This window comes from Aeromonas sp. 603757 (assembly GCF_049171255.1).
Lineage (GTDB): Bacteria > Pseudomonadota > Gammaproteobacteria > Enterobacterales > Aeromonadaceae > Aeromonas > Aeromonas veronii_A.
Genome location: NZ_JAAKOE010000003.1, coordinates 196,692 through 217,499 on the forward strand (window position 1 = coordinate 196,692; position 20,808 = coordinate 217,499).

The following is a 20,808-nucleotide window of genomic DNA, read 5'->3' on the forward strand; positions in this document are numbered from 1 at the left end:
CGCAAAGGGGCCATGCGTTAACACGCGCAGCATTATGGGAGCAGCAATAGCCGATGCGAACCCGGTTACCAGTCGCCAGAAAACGTGACTCAAGTCACAATTGGTTGATTAATAGAGATATTTATCAGTAGCAAGCCACACAGAGGCTGTTGCCAACAAGGAGCCTCATGCGACAACTTATGACTCCAAAGGCCTGTTCTGTCTATTTGTTGATCAACAATTCAGGGCCACACCAGCGGATCACTTGATCGGCGAAAAACGGCTGACCACCTGACCCTGATGCTCAATCCACTCCATGAACATGGCGACTGGACGGGCATAGACGGCGCCATCCTGTTCCGACTGATAGATCACCAGCTGCTCGCCTGTCTCGGTATGGCTGGCCAGGGTCAGCACCTGATAGTAGCCCCCCTTGAAGTGACGATAGCGACCGGGTGTGGGTGCATGCATGGGATACCTCTGCAGATAGAACAGGACGGGAAAGGGGAAATATGCGCTGGCCAGTGCCAGTTGTATCAGCTTTTTCTCGTCGGAAATGACGATGAAGAGGCTTTTTTACACAAGCCAATCGTGCCAGAGAGCGTGAAGATTTCAACACAGTAGAGTAGCTTTGTTAATCACTCCCCCATCTTTCACTGGTGAACCTTGCCAAGCACAAACGATCGTGCTGAATTTAACCTTTTAATAACTCTGTTTTGGGGCTAAAAATCAGGAATATCTACTAAAAAGAAGATTGTTCTAGCATTCAATTCTGTGAAGAATAGGGGAAAAGATATTTGATACTAAAAACCGCCTTTTTCGCCAACGCGTCCCTGTGGGGAAGGAATCACTGTCACCATGTTCACAATCGACAAGTCGCACAAGCTCGATGATGTCTGCTATGACATCCGCGGCCCGGTGCATAAAGAGGCTCGCCGTCTCGAAGACGAAGGCCACCGCATTCTCAAGCTCAACATCGGCAACCCGGCCCCGTTCGGCTTTGATGCGCCGGAAGAGATCATCAAGGATGTGATCCTCAACATGCCGCTGAGCCAGGGCTACTGCGACTCCAAGGGGCTCTTCTCTGCCCGCAAGGCGGTGATGCAGTACTACCAGCAAAAAGGGATGCGCAAGGTCGATATCGATGACATCTATATCGGCAACGGCGCCAGCGAGCTGATCGTGATGGCGATGCAGGCGCTGCTCAACAATGGCGACGAGATGCTGGTACCCTCCCCCGACTACCCGCTCTGGACTGCTGCCGTCACTCTCTCCGGTGGCCATGCGGTGCACTATCGCTGCGACGAAGGGGCTGACTGGTATCCGGACCTCGACGACATCCGCGCCCGCATCACCCCGCGCACCCGCGGCCTAGTGCTGATCAACCCCAACAACCCGACCGGTGCTGTCTACGGCAGCGAGTTCCTGCTGGAGGTGATCGAGATCGCCCGCCAGCACAACCTCATCATCTTCGCCGACGAGATCTACGACAAGATCCTCTACGACGATATCTCCCACACCAGCGTCTGCACCCTGTGCGACGATGTGATGGTGGTGACCTTCAACGGCCTCTCCAAGGCCTACCGTGCCTGCGGCTTCCGTCAGGGCTGGATGGTCATCACCGGTCCCAAGGGCCGTGCCCGCGGTTATATCGAAGGGCTGGAGATGCTGGCCTCCATGCGGCTGTGTGCCAACGTGCCGATGCAGCACGCCATCCAGACTGCACTCGGCGGCTATCAGAGCATCAACGAGCTGATCCTGCCGGGCGGCCGCCTGCGCAAGCAGCGGGACAAGGCGTGGGAGCTCTTGAACGAGATCCCCGGGGTCTCCTGCGTCAAACCCAAGGGGGCGCTCTACATGTTCCCGCGCCTTGATCCCAAGGTGTATGACATCCGCGACGATCAGAAGATGGTGTTCGACCTGCTGCAACAGGAGAAGCTGCTGCTGGTACAGGGCACCGGCTTCAACTGGCCGGCGCCGGATCACTTCCGGCTGGTGTTTCTGCCCCGCGAAGAGGAGCTGGAGGATGCCATCGGCCGCCTCGCCCGCTTCCTCAAGGGCTACAAGCAGTAAGCAAGGCTCATGAAAAAGGCTCCCGCGGGAGCCTTTTTGTTATCTGTGGTTTTATCCGTGCCATCAGCCGTGCAGCAGGGCACCGGCCACCAGCACCGCCATGGTGATGAGGGCTACGCCGATGATAAAGGGCAGCACCCAGCGCACAAAGCGATCGTAGGGGATCTTGGCGAGCGCCAGACCGGCCACCAGATGGGCGGCGGTGGGGGCAAACAAGTTGATCCAGCCGGAGGCGGACTGATAGGCAGTGATCACCAGATCCCGCGAAATACCGGAGAAGTCCGCCAACGGCCCCATCAGCGGCATGGATACAGTCGCCAGCCCCGAGGTGGAGGGGATGAAGAAGCTCAGGATGATGTGCACCAGATAGGCCATCAGGATGAAGACCGACGAGGAGAGCCCGCTCACCAGCCCTTCGGCCCAGTGCAAAATGGTGTCGATGATGACGCCCTGCTCCATCACCACATAGATACCGCGCGCCACCGCCACCACCAGTGCCACCCCGATCAGATCCCGCGCGCCATTGAGGAAGGTCGCCACATAGTTGGACTCGGGCATCCGGTTGATCAGCGCAATCAGGATGGAGGAGCTGAAGAACAGGGTGGAGAGCTCGTCAAACCACCAGCCAAAGGTGGGCAGCAGATCGATCCCCAAATCGGACCAGGGCACCACCGCATAGATCATCAGCAGGAAGGTGCCGAAGAAGACCAGCATGGTGAGCTTCTGCTTGCCGGTGAAGGCGAGGTTGCCGCTCTTCATCTGGGAGAACTCGTCGTCATAGGCGATGTCGGCCAGCACGGAGCGGGACTTGTCCTGCTGCACCTGCTTGGCATAACGCATCACATACCAGGAGGCAAAGATCACCAGCAGCAGCCACTGGATGACCCGCAAACCGATCCCCTCGCCGATGGGGATACCGGCAAAACCGGAAGCAATGCCGGTGGCAAACGGGTTGACGGTGGAGGCGAGCACCCCGACCCCGGAGCCAAGCAGGATGATCCCTGCCGCCACCATGCGATCGAAGCCCGCCGCCATCATCACCGGCACGATCAGCGCCCAGAAGGCTACCGTCTCCTCCGCCATGCCGAAGGTGGAGCCGCCGAGGGCAAACAAGGCGATCAACACAGGAATTAGCAGCCGCTCACGCCCGGCAAAGCCGCGCACGATGGCTCCCACCCCAGCATCCAGTGCCCCACTCTGCATGGTCACCGCGAGAAAACCACCGATGATGAGCACGAACAGCGCCACGTCAGCCGCCTTGTGAAAGCCCTGAATAGGGGCCTTGAGCACCTCGAATACCCCCTGCGGATGAGAGGGCAACTCGGTGTAGCTGCCGGGCACCGGCAACAGTCGCTCATCGCCGCTGTAGTCAGCCACGGCCGCGGCCGCCACCGGCTGCTGGGTCTTGGCAGTCACATAGTTGTATTTGCCCGCCGGCAGCACCCAGGTGAGGGCAGCCATCAGGGCGATGATGATAAAAAGCAGGGTATAGACAGTGGGGAGTTGGCGCTTCTTGGGCGCCTCGTTTGGAGTGGTCATAGCTTCCGTACCTCGGCAATGCCGTCTGTGATCCGATCAGCGCAAGACTAGCGGGTTTGATATGGGAAAAGGTGATCGCTGATAATAAAATTCCGCAAATTAGCGGAATGTTTGCCAAAAAAACAGGGCCCCGCGGGACCCTGCTTTCACTTGAGTCTAACTCAGAGTTCGACCACGTCGAATTTCACATCCGGATTCACATCCGCATCGTAATCGACCTCGTCCAGACCAAAACCGAACAGGCGCAGGAACTCCTGCTTGTAGCCGGTGTAATCAGTCAATTCGGAGAGGTTTTCGCTGGTGATGGATGGCCACAGGTCGCGGCAGGTCTGCTGCACATCTTCGCGCAGTTCCCAGTCATCCATGCGGATGCGAGCCTGATCGTCCAGCGCCATGTCGGAGGTGTAGAGACGGGTGCGCATCATGCGATCCACCTGCTCCATGCAGCCCTCGTGAATGCCCTTCTCCTTCATAATCTTGAAGGCCATGGAGATATAGAGCGGCATCACCGGAATGGCGGAAGAAGCCTGGGTCACCACGGATTTGAGCACGGCCACGTGAGCGGTGCCGCCGTTGGCAGCCAGATCGCTACGGATGGCGGCGGCGGCGCGGTCCAGATCTTCCTTGGCGCGGCCCAGAGTGCCATGCCAGTAGATTGGCCAGGTCAGATCGGTACCGATGTAGGAGTAGGCCACGGACTTGGCGCCGTCAGCCAGCACACCGGCATCACGCAGGGCAGCCATCCACAGCTCCCAATCCTGACCGCCCATCACTGTGATGGTGTTCTGGATCTCTTCCTCGTTCGCCGGCTCGACGGTGGCGGTGATGATCTGGTCCTTATTGGTATCGATGGCGGTGGTGGTGTAGACCTCGCCGATCGGTTTGAGGGCAGAGCGCACAACTTCGCCGGTTTCCGGCATCTTGCGCACCGGAGAGGCCAGGGAGTAGACAACCAGATCAATCTGACCCAGATCCTGCTTGATAAGCTCGATCACCTTGGCGCGGCACTCGTTGGAGAAGGCATCGCCGTTGACGCTCTTGGCGTAGAGACCCGCCTCTTTGGCGGCCTTGTCGAAGGCGGCAGAGTTGTACCAGCCAGCGGTACCGGTCTTGGACTCGGTGCCCGCTTTTTCAAAGAAGACGCCGAGGGTGGCGGCGCCGCTACCGAAGGCAGCCGCAATCCGGGAGGCCAGGCCATAACCGGTGGAAGCGCCGATCACCAGCACCTTCTTGGGACCATTCTCGATGGTGCCCTTGGCCTTGGTATAAGCGATCTGGCGACGAACATTGGCTTCACAACCGACCGGATGAGTGGTGGTGCAGATAAAGCCGCGAACCTTGGGTTTGATGATCATATGGGGTCTCGGATCCGTTTAATGGATGAAATCGGGGCATAAGATACCTCATCTTGCCGCGATAAGGTGCTCTGATGTGTTGAACTGCGGCAAAAATGGGCATCCGAAGGTGGCAATCATGGTCCATGCCATGGTGCCACCTCACGGCAATTAGCAGGCAATGCGGGTGATGTGGCCATCCTGCAGCTTATAGAAGGCATCTTGCGGCAACTCCTGTGACCAGGTCGCCTCATAGTCGAGATCGGCATAGACGCCACGCAGCATGGCACCGAGCAGACCGTGGGAGATGACGATGGCCCGCTCGGCGAGCGCGGGATCCTGCAACCATTGGTGTGCCCGGCGCTGAATGCTCTCGAAGCTCTCGGCCCCCGGTGCCTGCAGATACCAGTCCCCCTTGCCGGTATCGAGTTCGGGGTGAGCGAGCCGCAGCGCCGGGATCTGGCAACTCTCCCACTCCCCCATCCCCAGCTCCATCAAGCGATCGTCCCAGACGATGCAATCCGCCGCCAGCCCCAACTGCTCGCACACCAGCTGCGCAGTCTGACGAGCACGACCGAGCGGGCTGGCATAGACGGTCCAGCGGGCGGGATCCGCCAGTTCGCCAGCAAGCCGCCGCCCCATGGCGATGGCTTGCGCCTCGCCCTTGTCGGTCAGCTCGGAGTTGCAACGCCCCTGCAGACGCTGCTCGGCATTAAAGCGGGTCTGGCCGTGGCGCAGCAGATAGATGAGTCGAGACATGATTTCTCCAGCACGTTCAGAGAGATAGAAAAATGAAGGGGGGAATATGATAGCAGATGAGCCCGAACGATGACCCACACAGAGAGGCTAAAACGGGCGTAAAAAACGGGTCAGGACTGACCCGTTTGCTGCCAATTTGGCCAGAGTGTGTCGGCTCAGCCCTTCTTGATCTCCCGCAGATAGCGGTAGATGGAGTGGACCGAAATGCCGAGCTGGCGCGCCGCAATCTGGGCGCTGTCTTTTAACTCGAAGATCCCCATGTCGTGCAGCTGGTTGACGATGACCCGTGTCTTCTGGGACGGGGGCACAGCCTCGTTGCCGCGCACCTCGGCACTGACGGTGTCGATGGTGCTGTTGAGCGCCTCGTCGATGTTGCGGGCGAACACCTCCGGGGTGGCATGGCTCTCGTGGGGGTGCATGCACTCCGGCATCATGGTGCGCAGCACGGATTGCAGCGGGGCATCCATGTCGCTGTTGATACAGAGCAAGCCGATGGCCCTGTGCTCCCCGTTGCGAATGACGGTAGTGAGCGAACGCAGGGTCTTGCCGGTCGCACACTTGGTCATGTAGGGGCTGGAGATATCCTGCCCGCTCTTGAGCTTCATCATCGCCAGGTTGGTGATGGGGGCGCCGACACTGCGGCCGGTAATATGGCCGTTGGCAATCTTGACGATCGAGGGATTGCGCGCATCCAGACTGTGGAGCAGCACTTCGGTGTGCTGGCCATACATGGCGGCGATGCCATCCACTATGTTCTCCATCGACTTGAGGATCTCAAAATCGCTCGGACTCAACTCTTGCAGCTTCACAATGGGACCTTCTTGCAAGGGTTGCTGCCGGACAATGGACGCCGGGCAGCAACCGACAGGGACATCAGGCGGACATGATATCAATAATGGTGCTGTCTGTGGCAGACATGCCCTCCTTCACCATCTGGCCGACGTTGCGGATGGTCTGATCCACGTCACCGGCGACGATCCCCTGCCCCGACACCGAGTGGCTGTTGAGGGCCATCAGGAAACCGCGCACCGCCGCGCCGGAGGAGGTACTCACCTTCATGGCGCAGGAGGCTTTCGCCCCGTCACATACCATACCGGCACTGTCGCTCAGTACGTTCTGGATGGCGAAGCAGGATTGCTCGAAGCTGCCGCCCGCCAGATAGACCATGGCCATGGAGGCGGCCGCGCTGGTCACGGTATTGCCACAGAAGGCCGACAGCGGCGGATAGTGTGACTTGATATAGATGGCGCCCAGATGGCTCATGATGAGGGCGCGAGCCAGCTGCTCTTCGCTGGCCGCAAAACGCTCGGCAATCACCATCACCGGAATGGTGGCGGCAATGCCCTGGTTGCCGCTGCCAAAGTTGCTCATGGCTGGCAGGGTCGCGCCCCCCATGCGGGCATCGGAGGCGGCCGCCGTCATCATCACGATGCGGTTCATCACATCCTCGCCGATAAGACCGGCATTGATGTTCTGCTGCATGGTGCGGCCAATCTCCAGGCCATAGGGGTTATTCATCCCCTCGGCAGAGAGCTTGCCGTTAAGCTCGGAGGCTTTGAGGATGAACCTGATCTGCTCGAACTCCACCCGGGTGGCGAACTCGTAGATGGCGGCGATGCTGATATCGACGCCATCGCAGATGGAACCGGTGGCACCGCCCTGGCTCTGATCAGCGGTGAAGGTCACCTCGCCATCGCGGCGCTGCTCGACGATGCGGGTATGACCGCCGCAGAGGGTCACTTCGGCGCTGCGCTCTTCACCCTTGTCATCAGTGCCATAAACGGTCACGCGGCAGAAGATAAACTCGGGGGCGGCGGTGCGGCTCACCTGCACCTTGCCGGCATCGATCAGCTGCTGGGCACGATCCACCTGTTCTGGCTGGATCGCGGCCAGCACCTCCAGCCCGGCATCGGCGTTGCCACCGATGGCACCGGCCGCGGCCGCAATGGCCAAACCGATCTTGCCGGTGCCCGGCACATAAACACCCATCGAGTTTTTATAGAGATTGTCCGACACCGCAACCTCGAGGCGACCGGGCTCACAGCCCAGTTGCCGGACGGCGACAGCCGCGGCATAGGCGGCGGCAATTGGCTCGGTACAACCCAGCGCTGGTTTGACAACCTGTTGAATAATCTGCAGATACTGCTGCCACGCTTGTTTCATCACTTGAACCTTTTTATCAGCATTAACGAGCGATATGGGCGATCGCTTCCACTTCAACCTTGACGCCCATCGGCAGATCCTTCACTGCGAAGCAGCTGCGCGCCGGACAATCTTTCTGGAAATAGGCTTTATAGACCTCGTTGAACACGGCAAAATCGCTGATCTCGGCGAGGTAGCAGGTGGTTTTGAGCACGGTATCCAGCGAGCCGCCAGCGGCTTCCAGCACGGATTTCAGGTTTTCCAGTGACTGGCGGGTCTGGGCGGCAATCCCCCCTTCCACCACACCACCCTGCTGCTTGCAGACCGGCAACTGACCGGAAGTAAATATAAGGTCGCCATAGGCAGTGCCGTGGCTGTAGGGACCGATAGCGTCAGGTGCCGCTGCTGCTGTGATGATGCGTTTCATATAGCCACTCCTGTTTGTGCAATTTTTTTTGCAATCACGAATCTCATTCCGTTCAACATTATTTGCTTTTTATTTTATCCATTCAACAAAAAGATACAAAAATGGCGTTTAAAGGCACCTTTCGGCCTCAATATAAACCGTGATCACCATCCTGATTTGAACAAAAGTACTCTTATGGGCATTGTTTATGACAGTTTCATTCAACTATATTTGCGCCGCTTTACCACATCCCTACAAAAAAGAAGGTTTTAATGGACGCGCATAGCACTACACTCGCCAGCCCCGTGATGGGCACGCTGGAATGGAAAGAAGCGGTTCGCTTCGACAGCACCGACTGGGGCTGGATCATCATGAGCATCGGCATGGCCATCGGCGCAGGGATCGTCTTCCTGCCGGTACAGGTGGGTCTGATGGGTTTGTGGGTCTTTCTGCTCTCGGCGGTGATCGGCTACCCCGCCATGTATATGTTCCAACGCCTCTTTATCAACACCCTGGCCACCTCGCCGGAGTGCAAGGATTACCCCAGCGTCATCACCGGCTACCTTGGCAAGAACTGGGGTGTGCTGCTCGGCGCGCTCTACTTCGTGATGCTGGTGATCTGGGTCTTCGTCTACTCCACCGCCATCACCAATGACAGCGCCTCCTTCCTGCAGAGCTTCGGCGTCACCGACGGCCTGCTCTCCGAAAACCCGCTCTACGGTCTGGTGCTGATATGCGGTCTGGTAGCTCTGGCCTCGCGCGGCGAGAACCTGCTGTTCAAGATCTCCACCTTTATGGTGCTGACCAAGATCAGCGTGGTGGCCGTGCTCGGCCTGATGATGGTGGACAAGTGGGATGCGGCCAACATCACCGCCATGCCCGCTGCCGGTGACTGGATGAAGGATGCCATCATCATGCTCCCCTTCACCCTCACCTCCATCCTCTTTATCCAGAGCCTGAGCCCCATGGTGATCTCCTACCGCTCGCGGGAAAAGTCGCTGGAAGTGGCCCGCTTCAAGGCGATGCGCGCCATGAATATCGCCTTCGGCATCCTGTTTGTGGTGGTGTTCTTCTACGCGGTCTCCTTCACTCTGGCCATGGGCCATGATCAGGCGGTCAAAGCCTCTGAAGAGAACATCTCCGCGCTCGCCATGGTAGCCCAGGGGATGCCCGGCCAGACCCTCAAGCTCCTGAGCCTCACCCTCAACATCTTCGCGGTGATGACCGCCTACTTCGGCGTCTATCTGGGCTTTCGTGAAGCCTGTCAGGGTCTGGCGATGAACCTGTTGCGCCGCGTCATGCCGGAAAACCGCATCAACAAGGGATTGGTAGGCAAGGGGATCATGGTGTTTACCGTCATGCTCTCCTGGGGGGCCATCGTGCTCAACGCACCGGTACTGAGCTTCACCTCCATCTGCAGCCCCATCTTCGGCATGGTAGGTTGCCTCATCCCGGCCTATCTGGTCTATCAGGTACCGGCGCTGCACAAGTACAAGGGCACCTCCCTCTACATCATCATCGTCACCGGCCTACTGCTCTGCGTCTCGCCCTTCCTGGCGTTCAACTGATCGGTTTCCCCTTATCGACCGCGGGTCACCTTCGGGTGGCCCGTTTTCTATTGGTGCGGCTGACCGCGCCTCCGCCCGGAAGTAAAAAGCCAAGGGGATCACAACTTGCAACCGGCCATCACCCAAGGGAGGCCGCTCGGAGTACTATTCAGGCAACACGACTCACGCACGCACTCAGGTATCGAGGCCTAATATGAAATGGATTTTCAACCCCGCCATCCGGCTGGGCAACCAGCTCTCTTTCAAATACAAATTTCTGCTCTGGTCCTGCCTGATGCTGCTGCCACTGGCGTACAGCATGACCAATCTGCTGGGGCGGCTGCAGGATGACAACGTCCAGGCCAACCGCGAGCTGGCGGGAGTGGTCAATCTCGCCCCCGTGCCCGCTATCGAGCAAGCCCTGCTCACCCATCGCAATCTGGTGACCCGTCACGCCCATGAGGTGGATCCGGTCGGTGATGATCAGCTCAAGGCAGCCGCACAAGCCGTTGATCAGAGCCTGCAAGCCTTTGCCGACACCCGCCAGAACACCCCCTCCTTTGAGATGATCCAGCTGGGCTGGGCCGCCCTGCAGAGTGAAGCGGGCAAGCTGGAAGTGGAGCAGAGCAACCTGCGCCACGACAAGCTGCTGACCGAGGTGCGCCACCTCTACAAGCACATTACCGCCAGTAGCAGCCTGATCCAGGATCCGGCGCTCGGTACCTACTACATGGTGATCCTCGCCAGCGAGCGGTTGCCGCAGCTGCGCGACCTGCTGGCTCAGGTGCGGGATCGCGCCGCCACCATCGCCGATTTCGGCCTGTTTCAGGCAGAGGGCTACAGCGGCCTGCGTTTTCGTCTCGACCTTATCAGCGCCACTCTGCAAGAGCTGGAGGCCGATCTGACCCTGCTCTACCAGATTGAACCCGCCTACCGCGCCGAGCTGGGTCAGCAGACCGATGCTCTGATACAGCTGGTGCGTCAGGGGGTCGAGACCATGGAAAACAAGATGATGAAGGATCAGCTGGTGCAGCTCTCCACCAAGGAGGTGCAGGCACTGGGGGATAAGATGGACGAGGCTATCACCGCGCTGGCAGGCCAGGTACGCCAGCGGCTGGAGGCCGACCTGCATCAGCGGCTGGCCGCCAACCAGCGCCACTTCTGGTGGGTCACCGCGCCGCTGACCGCCAGCTTGCTGCTCTACCTCTACCTGATGATCGGTGCCTATCTCTCCCTGCGCGACACCGTAGGGCGGGTGCGTGATATCGCTGCTCGGGTCAACGCCCAGGATCTCAGCCAGCATATCGAGATCGTCGGTCAGGACGAGCTGGCCGCCATCAGCCGGGATTACAACGTGACGCTGGAGACCCTGCGCACCCTGATGCTGCGGGTGCGTGAAAATGGCGTCACCGTGGTGGAGAGCGCTACCGAGATCGAAGCGCGCACCTGCCGCTCGCAGGAGGTCATTGCCGATCAGCAAGGGGAGACCCATCAGGTCGCTACCGCCATCAAGGAGCTGGCCGCCACCTCACAGGACATGGCGGGCAACGCCCTGCAAGCGGCCCGCATGACCCAGGAGGCGCAGAACGTGGTCGGTCAGGGCGAGGATGTGGTGGAGCGCACCATCAAGGCCATCGACCATATCAACCGCGAAGTGCTGCGCACCGCCGACACCATAGGCCAGCTGGAGCAGCAGTGCAGCCAGATTGGTGGCGTCATCAGCGTGATCCGCGGCATCGCCGAACAGACCAACCTGCTGGCCCTCAACGCCGCCATCGAAGCGGCCCGGGCCGGTGAGCAGGGTCGCGGCTTTGCAGTGGTGGCCGACGAGGTGCGGTCTCTTGCCAACCGCACCCAGGGGGCTACCGTCGAGATCCAGCAGATGATTGAACAGCTGCAATCCGGTGCCCGCGCCTCGGTCACCGCCATGTCGGCGGCCAGCCATGAAGCGCAGGAGGGGGTCGGGCTGGCGCAGGAGGCAAAGCAGGCTTTTGGCGCCATCACCGAGAAGGTGGATCGAATGGTCGATACCAACGCCATCATCGCCAGCGCCATCGAGCAGCAGGGCGCAGTGGTCAACGAGATCGAACGCAACGTGGTGCGCATCTCCGATGGCAGCGACGAGGCGTTGCAAGTGGCCAACGCCGCCCGCGATGCCGCCCGCCAGATCCACCAGCTCACCGAACAGCTGCGCGCCATGGTACAGAGCTTCGTGCTGTAACAGAGCGCTGACAAGCCGGGCTCAACGTGAGCCCGGCATTATCCCGGTCTCGCATCTCCCCACAACATCTAGGTTGAGCGGATCATTCAGAAAATCTCAGCTCCCACTTGCCGGGCAAACGCCAACAAAGTAGTCTCGAACGAAAACAAAATGCGGCATTCCCGACACGCACTCTCGATGATGTCGAGGGAAACCAAGCCGTCTGCGAACCACAGATTAAAACCAGCGTCACGTCATCTATCACCCGCTTCAAGCGAGGATTTACCCATGGCCAGATACCAGTTTTTTACCATTCCGGCATCCAATCGGCAGCAATACACCTTTATCGACATGGCATCTCCGACTTTTCTGAGTGAAAAGGCGGCACTGCTGACCCAAGGATTCGAGGTGGAGGAGGACTTTATTGACGCGACCACTCCACGGGAGGCCGTCGAGAAGTACCAATCCAATTTTCTCTATGTGGCGGATGAGATAGGCAAGTCCGATAGCAGCTACGCCGCGGCCGTCGCCATGCTGGAGATTGGCAAGGGGTTATTGGGCAATAAAAACCGCTGAGATAAGGTATAGCGGTGAAGAGTGGTGGCCATCGTGGCAACGCGCCCGATGGCCATATGGCAAGATATCAATTCGGTAAGTCAGAAGCGCCCCAGCTGCTGGAGCATCTCGATCAGCTCCTCTTCGCTGCTCGGCTCATAGGCCAGCTGAAGGCTCGGCGCGGCGCCTCCCATCAGCATATAGACGTTGGTGCTGCAGTGGTCGTAGTGATACCACTTACCGTCGATACAGACGTCGGTATAGCATCTCGGGTCCCTTTTCAGTTCCATATACACATCCTTTTGTTACATCCCATCAACATCACTCCTGACCGTAAAATAACCACCGAGGTTCACGCTTGATGCAGATCAAGGGAAGCGACTGAAAGGGACAGATATCAGCCAGATCTGTGGCCTGCGGATGCCCCGAGCCACCATAGGTTATCCGAATGAAGATGGGCCGAGTGCCCCGCCATATCGCCGGATGGCCCCCGGTAACAAAAACGGCGCCCGCAGGCGCCGTTTTTTCATCTCCCCGCCAAAGCGAGGGGCAAGCCAAAAGGCTTATTCGTCTTCCAGATAGGCGTAGCCTTGCAGGCCCAGCTCCAGCTCGTCGAGCAGGGCTTTGCGAGTGGCATCGTCCAGCGCCGGGTGAGCGGCGATCCGCTGGTAGTTTTCGCGGATCACGGACGGGTCGATGTTGACGTAACGCAGCAGCTGATCGACGGTGTCGCCGCGCACCACGTTGCGAATGTCCATCTTGCCCTCTTCGTCCAGCCACACTTCCGCGCAGTGGGTGTCACCGAACAGGTTGTGCAGATCGCCGAGGATCTCCTGATAGGCACCGACCAGGAAGAAGCCGACGTGGCACTCTTCGTTCTCGCCGTAGACCGGCATTGGCAGGGTGCTCTCGACCCCCAGACCGTCGACATAGTGCTCGACCTGACCGTCGGAGTCACAGGTGATATCCATCAGGATACCGCGACGGCTAAGCGGACGATCGAGACCAGCCAGCGGCATCACCGGGAATACCTGACCGATACCCCAAGCATCCGGCAGGGACTGGAACAGGGAGAAGTTGGCAAAGCACTTGTCCGCCAGCTTTTCACTCAGTTCGTCAGCCAGCGCACGGTGGTTGCGGTTGACCGGGTTGAGCATCTCTTTGAGCGCCAGACAGGTGTTCTGGTGCAGCATCTCGGCCCAGGCACGCTGTTCAAGGTTCAAGAGGCCCATGGTGTACTGGGTATTCACGTCACCCAAATCTGCCACCGAGTCATGGAAGATCTCCAGCAGGGAGGGATCTTCGCTGCGCAGATCCAGCCAGCCTTTCCACATGTTCTGCAGAATGGTCGGTGCATCTTCGTCCGGCGCGCTGATGTCGTTCATCTCCACCCCTTCCGCACCAATGATATTGGTGACCAGCACGGCGTGGTGAGCGGTCAGGGCACGGCCAGACTCGCTGATGATGGTCGGGTGCGGCAGATCGAACTCGCGGCAGACATCGCCGATGCCCCATACCACGTTGTTGGCGTACTCGGAGAGGCTGTAGTTGGCGGAGCAGTGGCTCTGGGAACGGGTTCCCTCGTAGTCCACACCCAGGCCGCCACCGACGTCCACGACTTCGATGTTGGCACCGAGGCGACGCAGTTCGGCGTAGAAACGGCCGCATTCGCGGATGCCGCCCTGAATGTCGCGGATATTGGCGATCTGGGAACCCAGATGGAAGTGCAGCAGTTGCAGACAATCCAGCTTGCCCAGCCCGCGCAGACGCTCGATCAGCGCCAGGATCTGGGAGGCGGAGAGACCAAATTTGGACATGGAGCCACCGCTCGATTCCCACATGCCGGAGCCGGTGGACGCGAGCTTGGCACGCACCCCGATGTTGGGCTTGATGTTGAGACGAGCTGACTCGTCCAGCACCATTTCCAGTTCGGAGGGCTTCTCCACCACGATGTAGACCTTGTGGCCCATCAAGTTGCCCAAGAGGGCGTGGCGGATATATTCGCGGTCTTTGTAACCGTTGCAGACGATCACCGAGCCTTGCTCATGGTGATGGGACAGCACGGCCAGCAGTTCCGGTTTGGAACCAGCTTCCAGGCCAAGCCGGGGCTTGTCGCTGTAGGACTGGCTGATGGTCTCGATGACACGACGCTGCTGGTTTACCTTGATCGGGTAAACGCAGAGGTAGTCCCCTTCATAGCCAGACTTCTCGATGGCCTGACCAAAGGCGTTGAACAGCGCATCGACCCGACTCTTGAGAATGTCAGGGAAGCGCAGCAACACGGGGGTGGTCAGCCCGGACTGACGCAACTGTTCGATGGCGTCAGAGAGCACGATATGCGCGTCAGGGCGTGATTTGTCGGGGGCGACGGTCACATGACCGGCGTCATTGATATTGAAAAAACCCGCACCCCAGTAGGGAACGTTGTAGACCTTCAAGGAGTCCTTGCTGGACCAGTTAGTCATGGGCTATGCCTCGCAAATGAGCGACCCAAAGTCGCCTTCGTTACCCTCAATCACATCCAGACCATCTAGTGCAGAGTACGGCGGGCGCTGCCATCACGAGACGCAGACACCCAAACCAACGCTTTGCACATCGCGGCAAGCCAGAGGCTGCCTGGTGGATCTTGGGGAAGTAACGAGTCTTGATGTGGGGCTGGTGGCTTTACATCAAGCTCAACGGTATGCGGTGCCACTATGCCGTAGCGCCGCGGTACTTTGATGACAGACGACATCAGCCACGCCGTCAGTTCATCATTCGGCAGCGATCCCGACAGAAGGAGAGGGTTCCAAGGAAGAGAAGCGAAGGCGCCAGCACGCATGCGTGTTGATAGACGACAACAACCACAGCCCACCTCACCGTCAGTGACCGCCCATGACAAGGGAAGATGATGAGCCGCTGGCCCACTCGGTCAAATGAAGGATGAGAGTCTGTTGTTCTCCCTGATACCGGAGCCTAACCGGTATTAAAGAAACCATTCCCCAGCAGTGTCTGTCGTTTCTGCGTGCCTCGCCCTATAGGCGTATGATCGGTCGGGTTTCTGGCGGCTCTGCCTGCTTCAGGGTTGCCCTTGGATCGGCGCGGAGTGTACACACTTACCGCGGGCAGTGACAATAAAAAATAGTGTTCAAAATCCCCTTTTAATAAGTCGATCAAATCTTGCTGGCGGGCAGGCGGGCTCTGGGATGGCGCAGGTTATGCGACAGCCCGATTCCCCCTTGAAAAGTGTGCGAAAACGCCATGGTTGGGCTGACGCCTTGCTGTGCGGTCGCTGAGGGGAATTTGGCCGCCTCCGCCAGCGCCTAAATATTGCAATAAATGCCACATTTATGCGATCTCCCTCCCGGACGTTGCCCCGCGCGCCGCACATTCGCCGCTCTTCCCTTGCGTCAAAAAATGGGAAAAACCTGCGCTGACGCAATGAGTGTCCCGCACGGATTGGCCACAATGACCGCTCACAATCGGTTAGAGGCTGACTAATGGATACCCTGCTTGAGCGTTTTCTGCGTTACGTAACTTTTCATACCCGCTCCGATGAGACCAATCCAGCCTGCCCCAGCAGCGAAGGCCAGCTGATCTTTGCCCGTGCCCTGCAAGAAGAGATGAAGGCGCTGGGGCTAAGCCAGGTCACCCTGGATGAAAACGGCTACCTCACCGGCTGCCTGCCGGGCAACCAGCCGGACGCCCCCGCCATCGGCCTGATTGCCCACATGGACACCGCCGACTACGAGGCGGAGCACGTAGTACCGCAAATCATCGAAAACTATCAGGGCGGCGACATCTGCCTTGGCAAGGGTGACGAGGTGCTTGCCATCCGTGACTACCGCTTCCTGAAAAACTATCTGGGTCAGGATCTCATCACCACCGACGGCACCACCTTGCTTGGCGCCGACGACAAGGCGGGCATCGCCGAGATCCTCACCGCCATCGACCACCTGCAGACCCACCCCGAGATCCCGCGCGGCGATATCTGGATCGGCTTTACCCCGGATGAAGAGATTGGCCGCGGCGCCAACCTGTTCCCGCTGGAGAGATTCCCGGCCAAGTGGGCCTATACAGTGGATGGCGGCGAACTGGGCGAGCTGGAGTATGAAAACTTCAACGCCGCCAGCGCCACGGTGCGTTTTATCGGCAATAACGTCCACCCCGGCACCGCCAAGGGGAGCATGATCAACAGCCAGACTCTGGCCGCCCGCTTCCACGCTGCCATGCCTGCCGAGCAGACCCCGGAGTGCACCGAAGGGTATGAGGGCTTCTTCCATCTGGCCCAGATGAGCGGCACCGTGGAGGAGAGCACCCTCCACTACATCATCCGTGACTTCGACGACGAGCACTTCGCCGCACGCAAAGCCGAGATGCAGAACCGGGTGGCAGCCCTGCTGGCCGAGTATCCCAAGGCCCGCATCGAGCTGACCCTGACCGACAGCTATCGCAACATGCGCAGCCAGATCGAGCCGCACATGCATATCGTCGAGCTGGCCAAGGCCGCCATGGAGGCCGCCGACGTGGTGCCGAAGATCAAGCCCATTCGCGGCGGTACCGATGGCGCCCGTCTCTCCTTTATGGGCCTGCCCTGCCCCAACCTCTTCACCGGTGGCCACAACTTCCACGGCAAGCACGAGTTCATCCCGCTGCAGTCCATGGAGAAATCGGTCGCCACCCTGGTGGAGCTGGTGCGCCTCACCGCAGCCTGGCGCGGCTAATCGATTACCATGACAACCAAGGGGGGAGCCGGTTAACCGGCTCCCCCCTTGCTATCTGGCCATCACCCATCAAGAAAGGGAAACCGGGGAGGGTCGCTCAGGAGCAACTGGCCGCCGCTGCCATCAAACTGTCATCCCGCTGACATGTCGCGGGAACAGTGTCACATCATGCTGGGAGCAACGGATCGCCGGAGCCCCCCAGATGTTCACTATCGATACCCTGCTGACCCAGCACTTCCCCCGCCTGCTTGGCTATCCCCTGCTTACCCCGTTGTTCAAGCGGCTGCTGGGCTGGCTGCTCAACGAGCAGGCCTTTGCCGCCTTTGCCTCCCGCTACCCGCACCTGCGCGGCCTCGACTTTGTCGAGCAGGCGCTGACCCAGCTCGATTTCGACTATCGGGTCAGCGAGGCGCAACTGGAGCATATTCCCGCCAGCGGCCGGGTCATTCTTGTCGCCAACCACCCCATCGGCTCGCTGGACGGACTGGCGCTGCTACAACTGCTCGGTCGCATTCGCCCCGATGTGAAGATCGTCGCCAACCAGCTGCTGGCCCAACTCGCGCCGCTGCGCCCTCTGCTATTGCCGGTAGACAATATGGAGGGCAAGACCGATCGACAGGCCATCCTCGCCATGAACGAACACCTCGCCCATGAAGGGGCGCTGGTGATCTTCCCCGCAGGTGAAGTCTCGCGGCTTGGCCTCAAGGGGGTGAAAGATGGCCCCTGGCAGGCAGGCTTTATCAAGCTGGCCCAGCGCACCCGCACCCCGCTGGTGCCCATCCATCTGGGGGGGCGCAACAGCCTCTGGTTCTATCTCGCCTCCTGGCTCAACAAGACCGCCTCCGCCCTGTTGCTGGTGCGCCAGCTGTTTCGCCAGCAGGGGCAGACCCTGCCGGTGACCATAGGAGCGCGCATTCCGCTCGGCAGTTTTCAGGAGCTGCCCGCCAAGACGGCGGCGCGGCTGGTGCGCAACCACCTCTACCGGATTGGCCGTGGCAAGGCAGGGCGCCTGCAGACCGAGGCTCCCATCGCCCTGCCGGAGGATCGCCGCCAGCTCAAACAGGCCATCGAAAGCTGCGAGCAGCTCGGCACCACCCCGGATGGTCAGGGGATCTACCTCTACCGCCGCCATGAACTGAGTCACTCGGTGATCCTGCGCGAGCTGGGGCGACTGCGGGAGATCGCCTTTCGCGCAGTGGGGGAAGGGTCTGGCAAGCGGCGGGATCTCGATGGTTTTGACAACGACTATCACCACCTGATCCTCTGGGATCCGGCCCGACTCGACATTATCGGCGCCTACCGGTTCGCCCCGGTGGCGGAGCTGCTGGCCAGCAAGGGGAAGGATGGTATCTACAGCCACACCCTGTTCGGCTTTGAGGATAAGCTGCTGCCCCAGCTGGAGCAGGCCATCGAGCTTGGCCGCAGCTTTATCCAGCCCGCCTACTGGGGCAAGCGGGGGCTCGATTATCTCTGGTTCGGCATCGGTGCCTATCTGGCCCGCTATCCCCGCTACCGCTATCTGTTTGGTCCGGTGTCGCTCTCCGGCAGCCTGCCGCCGGCGGCCAAGGATCTGCTGGTGAGCTTCTACCGCCAGCACTTTGCCCCCGAGCTGGCGCTAGCCCCCTCCCGCCGTCCCTACCCCGAGACGCAACCTCTGTTCGAGGGGGTGGATTACGGCGCCGATCTCAAAGCACTCAAGGCCCGCCTCGACAATCTGGGCTGCGCCATCCCTACCCTCTACAAGCAGTATTCCGAGCTGTGCGAGCCGGGCGGGGTGCAGTTTATGGACTTTGGTATCGACCCCGACTTCAACCACTGCATCGACGGGCTGGTGTGGGTCGATGTGAGCCGCATCAAGTCCCACAAGCGGGCCCGCTATATTGGCAGCCATCTGGCCGAGCCGCGCTCATAGCCCTGCAGGCACCAGGCAAACAGCCAAAGGCAAAAAAGGAGAGAGAGGCCATCGCCTCCCTCTCCTTTCGCTCTCATGCTCAGCACCTTTTCGAGGCGCTCGGCCCATCAGGCGTTACTCGGCCGCCTTGCGATCCGAGTGGCCGAGATCCCGATCAGGGGCGATGACATCGCGCACCCGCTGCTTGATCTCCTTGGCCTCGGGGAAGCCGTCATCGACCACCCGATCCCACACCTGCACCCCGCCCACCAGAATGCGGAACTCCCCCTTGCTGGCCGGCACCAGCGCCACCTCCCCCAGATCGCTGTCGAAGGTGGATAGCAGCTCCTGCGCCAGCCAGGCGGCGCGCAGCATCCAGCGACAGAGGGTGCAGTAGCGGATTTCGATGCGGGGTTTGCTGATCAGGGTTTCAGACTCGGTCATGAGTGACTCCATAAAAAAAGCGGCCAATGGCGGGAAGTGGCGTACTGCCGCCCAATGGCCGATCCCGGCTCGGTCAAATCAGTGCTGATCAACCCCATGAAAATCGGCCAGCCAATGGCGGGCAATGGTACGCATCGCCGATTCTGGCAGCTCGAACAGGCCGGGAGCAAGAGGGCCTGCCGCCAGCATCCGGATCCCTTCCATGATCTCCGCCAGCACCAGATAGACATATTCGCCAATCACGGCGCCATGGACGAAGTTGACCGCCTCGCCCCGGTTGAGCAGGTAGATCTGGGTACCATCCGGCCGGTTGAGGGCCAGCACATGGGGGCACACCTCTTCGCTCGGCCACGGCAACTGGGCCAGCGAGAAGGCGAACTCGTCGTCAGCCGAGGTGACCGAGGCCACCATGGTGCCGGGGCGCAGCGCCTGCAGATCCGCCAAATCCAGCGAGCCGTTGCCGGTGGAGCAGATCACCAGCTCGGCACGGCTCAACGCCTCGGCCTTGGTGATCAGGCGAAAACCGTGAGAGAGCGCTTCGACCTGTCGCAGCACATCGGTCTCCACCAGCCCGAGATGGAGGTTGCGACAGCGCAGGTCGCGGGCGATGCTGCGCCCCACCTTGCCATAGCCAAACAGCACGGCTTCGCAGACGTTGAAAGTACGGTTGAGGTTGCGGGCCAGCGACTCCGCGGAGTAGACCACGCTCAAACCAATCTGGATATCCTCGGCCTGCTTGAGGGGGCTGCGCGCCACCGACACCACAGGGGTCGCCAGCACCTCCTGCTCATAGCGTTGATGGCCGTTCTCGGTCATCTCCACCACCCCGAGGAAACGGGGGCCGAAGTATTCACTCAAGATCACCTGGGTTTTGGCAAAGTAACCGCCTATATCGAGGATCAGCAACCGCTCGTGGGGGGCCACCAGCGGCGCAATCTGCTGGATGATGCTGTCGGGTTCATTGGTCCAGCGTCGGTTGAGGGGCAGCACCGGATAGTGCTGGGATACCCACTCCAGGGTCGGACCGTGTACCGATTTCGGTTTGGGCAAAATGGCGCCAATCCGTCCAATCTGACCGAGAGCGTCGATAAAACGGGGGCGATCGGGAAGCAGGTGAGTGACCAGCAGAATGCAGAGACCGTCGATACGTCCCTGTCCGGTGAAATGGCGAAAAAACAGATGCTCAGATCCTTGACTGCGCAACTGTGGCCTCCTTATGTGCCGCAAAGCAGGCAA

17 protein-coding genes are annotated in these 20,808 nt (G+C 59.9%); 6 read left to right on the top strand and 11 right to left on the bottom strand.

Annotated elements, in window-relative coordinates:
* Positions 1-240 precede the first annotated feature (240 nt).
* A complete protein-coding gene (locus G5332_RS04500; RefSeq protein ID WP_043851261.1) occupies positions 241-450 on the bottom strand; it encodes a DUF1653 domain-containing protein in 210 nt (69 codons plus the stop codon).
* Between the two features lie 387 nt (positions 451-837).
* Between G5332_RS04500 and G5332_RS04505 the strand changes: the two genes are divergently transcribed.
* Entirely contained in the window at positions 838-2,052 is a 1,215-nt protein-coding gene (locus G5332_RS04505) for a pyridoxal phosphate-dependent aminotransferase (protein ID WP_005334367.1), read from the top strand.
* A gap of 63 nt (positions 2,053-2,115) precedes the next feature.
* On the opposite strand, the gene G5332_RS04510 is transcribed toward G5332_RS04505, so the two are convergent.
* The 6 genes from G5332_RS04510 to G5332_RS04535 all read right to left on the bottom strand — a co-directional run bounded on the left by G5332_RS04510 (position 2,116) and on the right by G5332_RS04535 (position 8,253).
* Entirely contained in the window at positions 2,116-3,591 is a 1,476-nt protein-coding gene (locus G5332_RS04510) for a YfcC family protein (protein WP_421172016.1), read from the bottom strand.
* 161 nt (positions 3,592-3,752) lie between these two features.
* Positions 3,753-4,946, bottom strand: a complete 1,194-nt coding sequence (gene fabV / locus G5332_RS04515) for an enoyl-ACP reductase FabV (protein WP_042054615.1) — start codon at positions 4,944-4,946, stop codon at positions 3,753-3,755.
* A 150-nt stretch (positions 4,947-5,096) separates the two neighbouring features.
* Positions 5,097-5,684 carry a histidine phosphatase family protein gene (locus tag G5332_RS04520; protein WP_337072697.1) on the bottom strand — a complete coding sequence of 196 codons (588 nt, stop codon included), beginning with the start codon at positions 5,682-5,684 and terminating at the stop codon, positions 5,097-5,099.
* Between the two features lie 155 nt (positions 5,685-5,839).
* Positions 5,840-6,493, bottom strand: a complete 654-nt coding sequence (locus G5332_RS04525; RefSeq protein ID WP_416032231.1) for a helix-turn-helix transcriptional regulator — start codon at positions 6,491-6,493, stop codon at positions 5,840-5,842.
* Between the two features lie 64 nt (positions 6,494-6,557).
* A complete protein-coding gene (locus tag G5332_RS04530; RefSeq protein ID WP_421172017.1) occupies positions 6,558-7,847 on the bottom strand; it encodes a serine dehydratase subunit alpha family protein in 1,290 nt (429 codons plus the stop codon).
* Positions 7,848-7,869: 22 nt separating this feature from the next.
* Positions 7,870-8,253, bottom strand: coding sequence for a Rid family detoxifying hydrolase (locus G5332_RS04535; RefSeq protein ID WP_100653356.1), 384 nt, complete (start codon positions 8,251-8,253; stop codon positions 7,870-7,872).
* A gap of 251 nt (positions 8,254-8,504) precedes the next feature.
* On the opposite strand from G5332_RS04535, the gene G5332_RS04540 reads away from it, so the two are divergent.
* The 3 genes from G5332_RS04540 to G5332_RS04550 all read left to right on the top strand — a co-directional run bounded on the left by G5332_RS04540 (position 8,505) and on the right by G5332_RS04550 (position 12,555).
* Positions 8,505-9,800, top strand: coding sequence for an amino acid permease (locus G5332_RS04540; RefSeq protein ID WP_005334398.1), 1,296 nt, complete (start codon positions 8,505-8,507; stop codon positions 9,798-9,800).
* Between the two features lie 193 nt (positions 9,801-9,993).
* A complete protein-coding gene (locus G5332_RS04545; protein ID WP_421311139.1) occupies positions 9,994-12,000 on the top strand; it encodes a methyl-accepting chemotaxis protein in 2,007 nt (668 codons plus the stop codon).
* A gap of 267 nt (positions 12,001-12,267) precedes the next feature.
* The gene (locus G5332_RS04550; RefSeq protein ID WP_005334401.1) at positions 12,268-12,555 is read left to right on the top strand and encodes a hypothetical protein; all 288 of its coding nucleotides are present in this window, start codon (positions 12,268-12,270) and stop codon (positions 12,553-12,555) included.
* An 80-nt stretch (positions 12,556-12,635) separates the two neighbouring features.
* On the opposite strand, the gene G5332_RS04555 is transcribed toward G5332_RS04550, so the two are convergent.
* Complete coding sequence (locus tag G5332_RS04555) at positions 12,636-12,824, bottom strand: hypothetical protein (protein ID WP_005334402.1); 189 nt, start codon at positions 12,822-12,824, stop codon at positions 12,636-12,638.
* Positions 12,825-13,097: 273 nt separating this feature from the next.
* Positions 13,098-14,999 (bottom strand): biosynthetic arginine decarboxylase, encoded by a 1,902-nt coding sequence (speA, locus tag G5332_RS04560; RefSeq protein ID WP_005344160.1) that lies wholly within the window; start codon positions 14,997-14,999, stop codon positions 13,098-13,100.
* A 1,014-nt stretch (positions 15,000-16,013) separates the two neighbouring features.
* On the opposite strand from speA, the gene pepT reads away from it, so the two are divergent.
* A complete protein-coding gene (gene pepT / locus G5332_RS04565) occupies positions 16,014-17,237 on the top strand; it encodes a peptidase T (RefSeq protein ID WP_421311140.1) in 1,224 nt (407 codons plus the stop codon).
* Between the two features lie 202 nt (positions 17,238-17,439).
* A complete protein-coding gene (locus tag G5332_RS04570; RefSeq protein ID WP_421311141.1) occupies positions 17,440-19,149 on the top strand; it encodes a lysophospholipid acyltransferase family protein in 1,710 nt (569 codons plus the stop codon).
* A gap of 114 nt (positions 19,150-19,263) precedes the next feature.
* Here G5332_RS04570 and G5332_RS04575 read toward each other — a convergent pair whose 3' ends face one another.
* Positions 19,264-19,572, bottom strand: a complete 309-nt coding sequence (locus G5332_RS04575) for a SelT/SelW/SelH family protein (protein WP_076495163.1) — start codon at positions 19,570-19,572, stop codon at positions 19,264-19,266.
* 78 nt (positions 19,573-19,650) lie between these two features.
* Positions 19,651-20,775 carry an adenosylhomocysteinase gene (locus tag G5332_RS04580; RefSeq protein WP_005361782.1) on the bottom strand — a complete coding sequence of 375 codons (1,125 nt, stop codon included), beginning with the start codon at positions 20,773-20,775 and terminating at the stop codon, positions 19,651-19,653.
* Positions 20,776-20,808: the final 33 nt, after the last annotated feature.

Coding starts and splice junctions, on each gene's coding strand:
- G5332_RS04505 (WP_005334367.1), top strand. CDS start 838: ATGTTCACAATCGACAAGTCGCACAAGCTCGATGATGTCTGCTATGAC.
- G5332_RS04570 (WP_421311141.1), top strand. CDS start 17,440: ATGTTCACTATCGATACCCTGCTGACCCAGCACTTCCCCCGCCTGCTT.
- G5332_RS04545 (WP_421311139.1), top strand. CDS start 9,994: ATGAAATGGATTTTCAACCCCGCCATCCGGCTGGGCAACCAGCTCTCT.
- G5332_RS04535 (WP_100653356.1), bottom strand. CDS start 8,253: ATGAAACGCATCATCACAGCAGCAGCGGCACCTGACGCTATCGGTCCC.
- fabV (WP_042054615.1), bottom strand. CDS start 4,946: ATGATCATCAAACCCAAGGTTCGCGGCTTTATCTGCACCACCACTCAT.
- G5332_RS04530 (WP_421172017.1), bottom strand. CDS start 7,847: ATGAAACAAGCGTGGCAGCAGTATCTGCAGATTATTCAACAGGTTGTC.
- G5332_RS04510 (WP_421172016.1), bottom strand. CDS start 3,591: ATGACCACTCCAAACGAGGCGCCCAAGAAGCGCCAACTCCCCACTGTC.
- G5332_RS04500 (WP_043851261.1), bottom strand. CDS start 450: ATGCATGCACCCACACCCGGTCGCTATCGTCACTTCAAGGGGGGCTAC.
- G5332_RS04520 (WP_337072697.1), bottom strand. CDS start 5,684: ATGTCTCGACTCATCTATCTGCTGCGCCACGGCCAGACCCGCTTTAAT.
- G5332_RS04550 (WP_005334401.1), top strand. CDS start 12,268: ATGGCCAGATACCAGTTTTTTACCATTCCGGCATCCAATCGGCAGCAA.
- speA (WP_005344160.1), bottom strand. CDS start 14,999: ATGACTAACTGGTCCAGCAAGGACTCCTTGAAGGTCTACAACGTTCCC.
- G5332_RS04575 (WP_076495163.1), bottom strand. CDS start 19,572: ATGACCGAGTCTGAAACCCTGATCAGCAAACCCCGCATCGAAATCCGC.
- pepT (WP_421311140.1), top strand. CDS start 16,014: ATGGATACCCTGCTTGAGCGTTTTCTGCGTTACGTAACTTTTCATACC.
- G5332_RS04540 (WP_005334398.1), top strand. CDS start 8,505: ATGGACGCGCATAGCACTACACTCGCCAGCCCCGTGATGGGCACGCTG.
- G5332_RS04555 (WP_005334402.1), bottom strand. CDS start 12,824: ATGGAACTGAAAAGGGACCCGAGATGCTATACCGACGTCTGTATCGAC.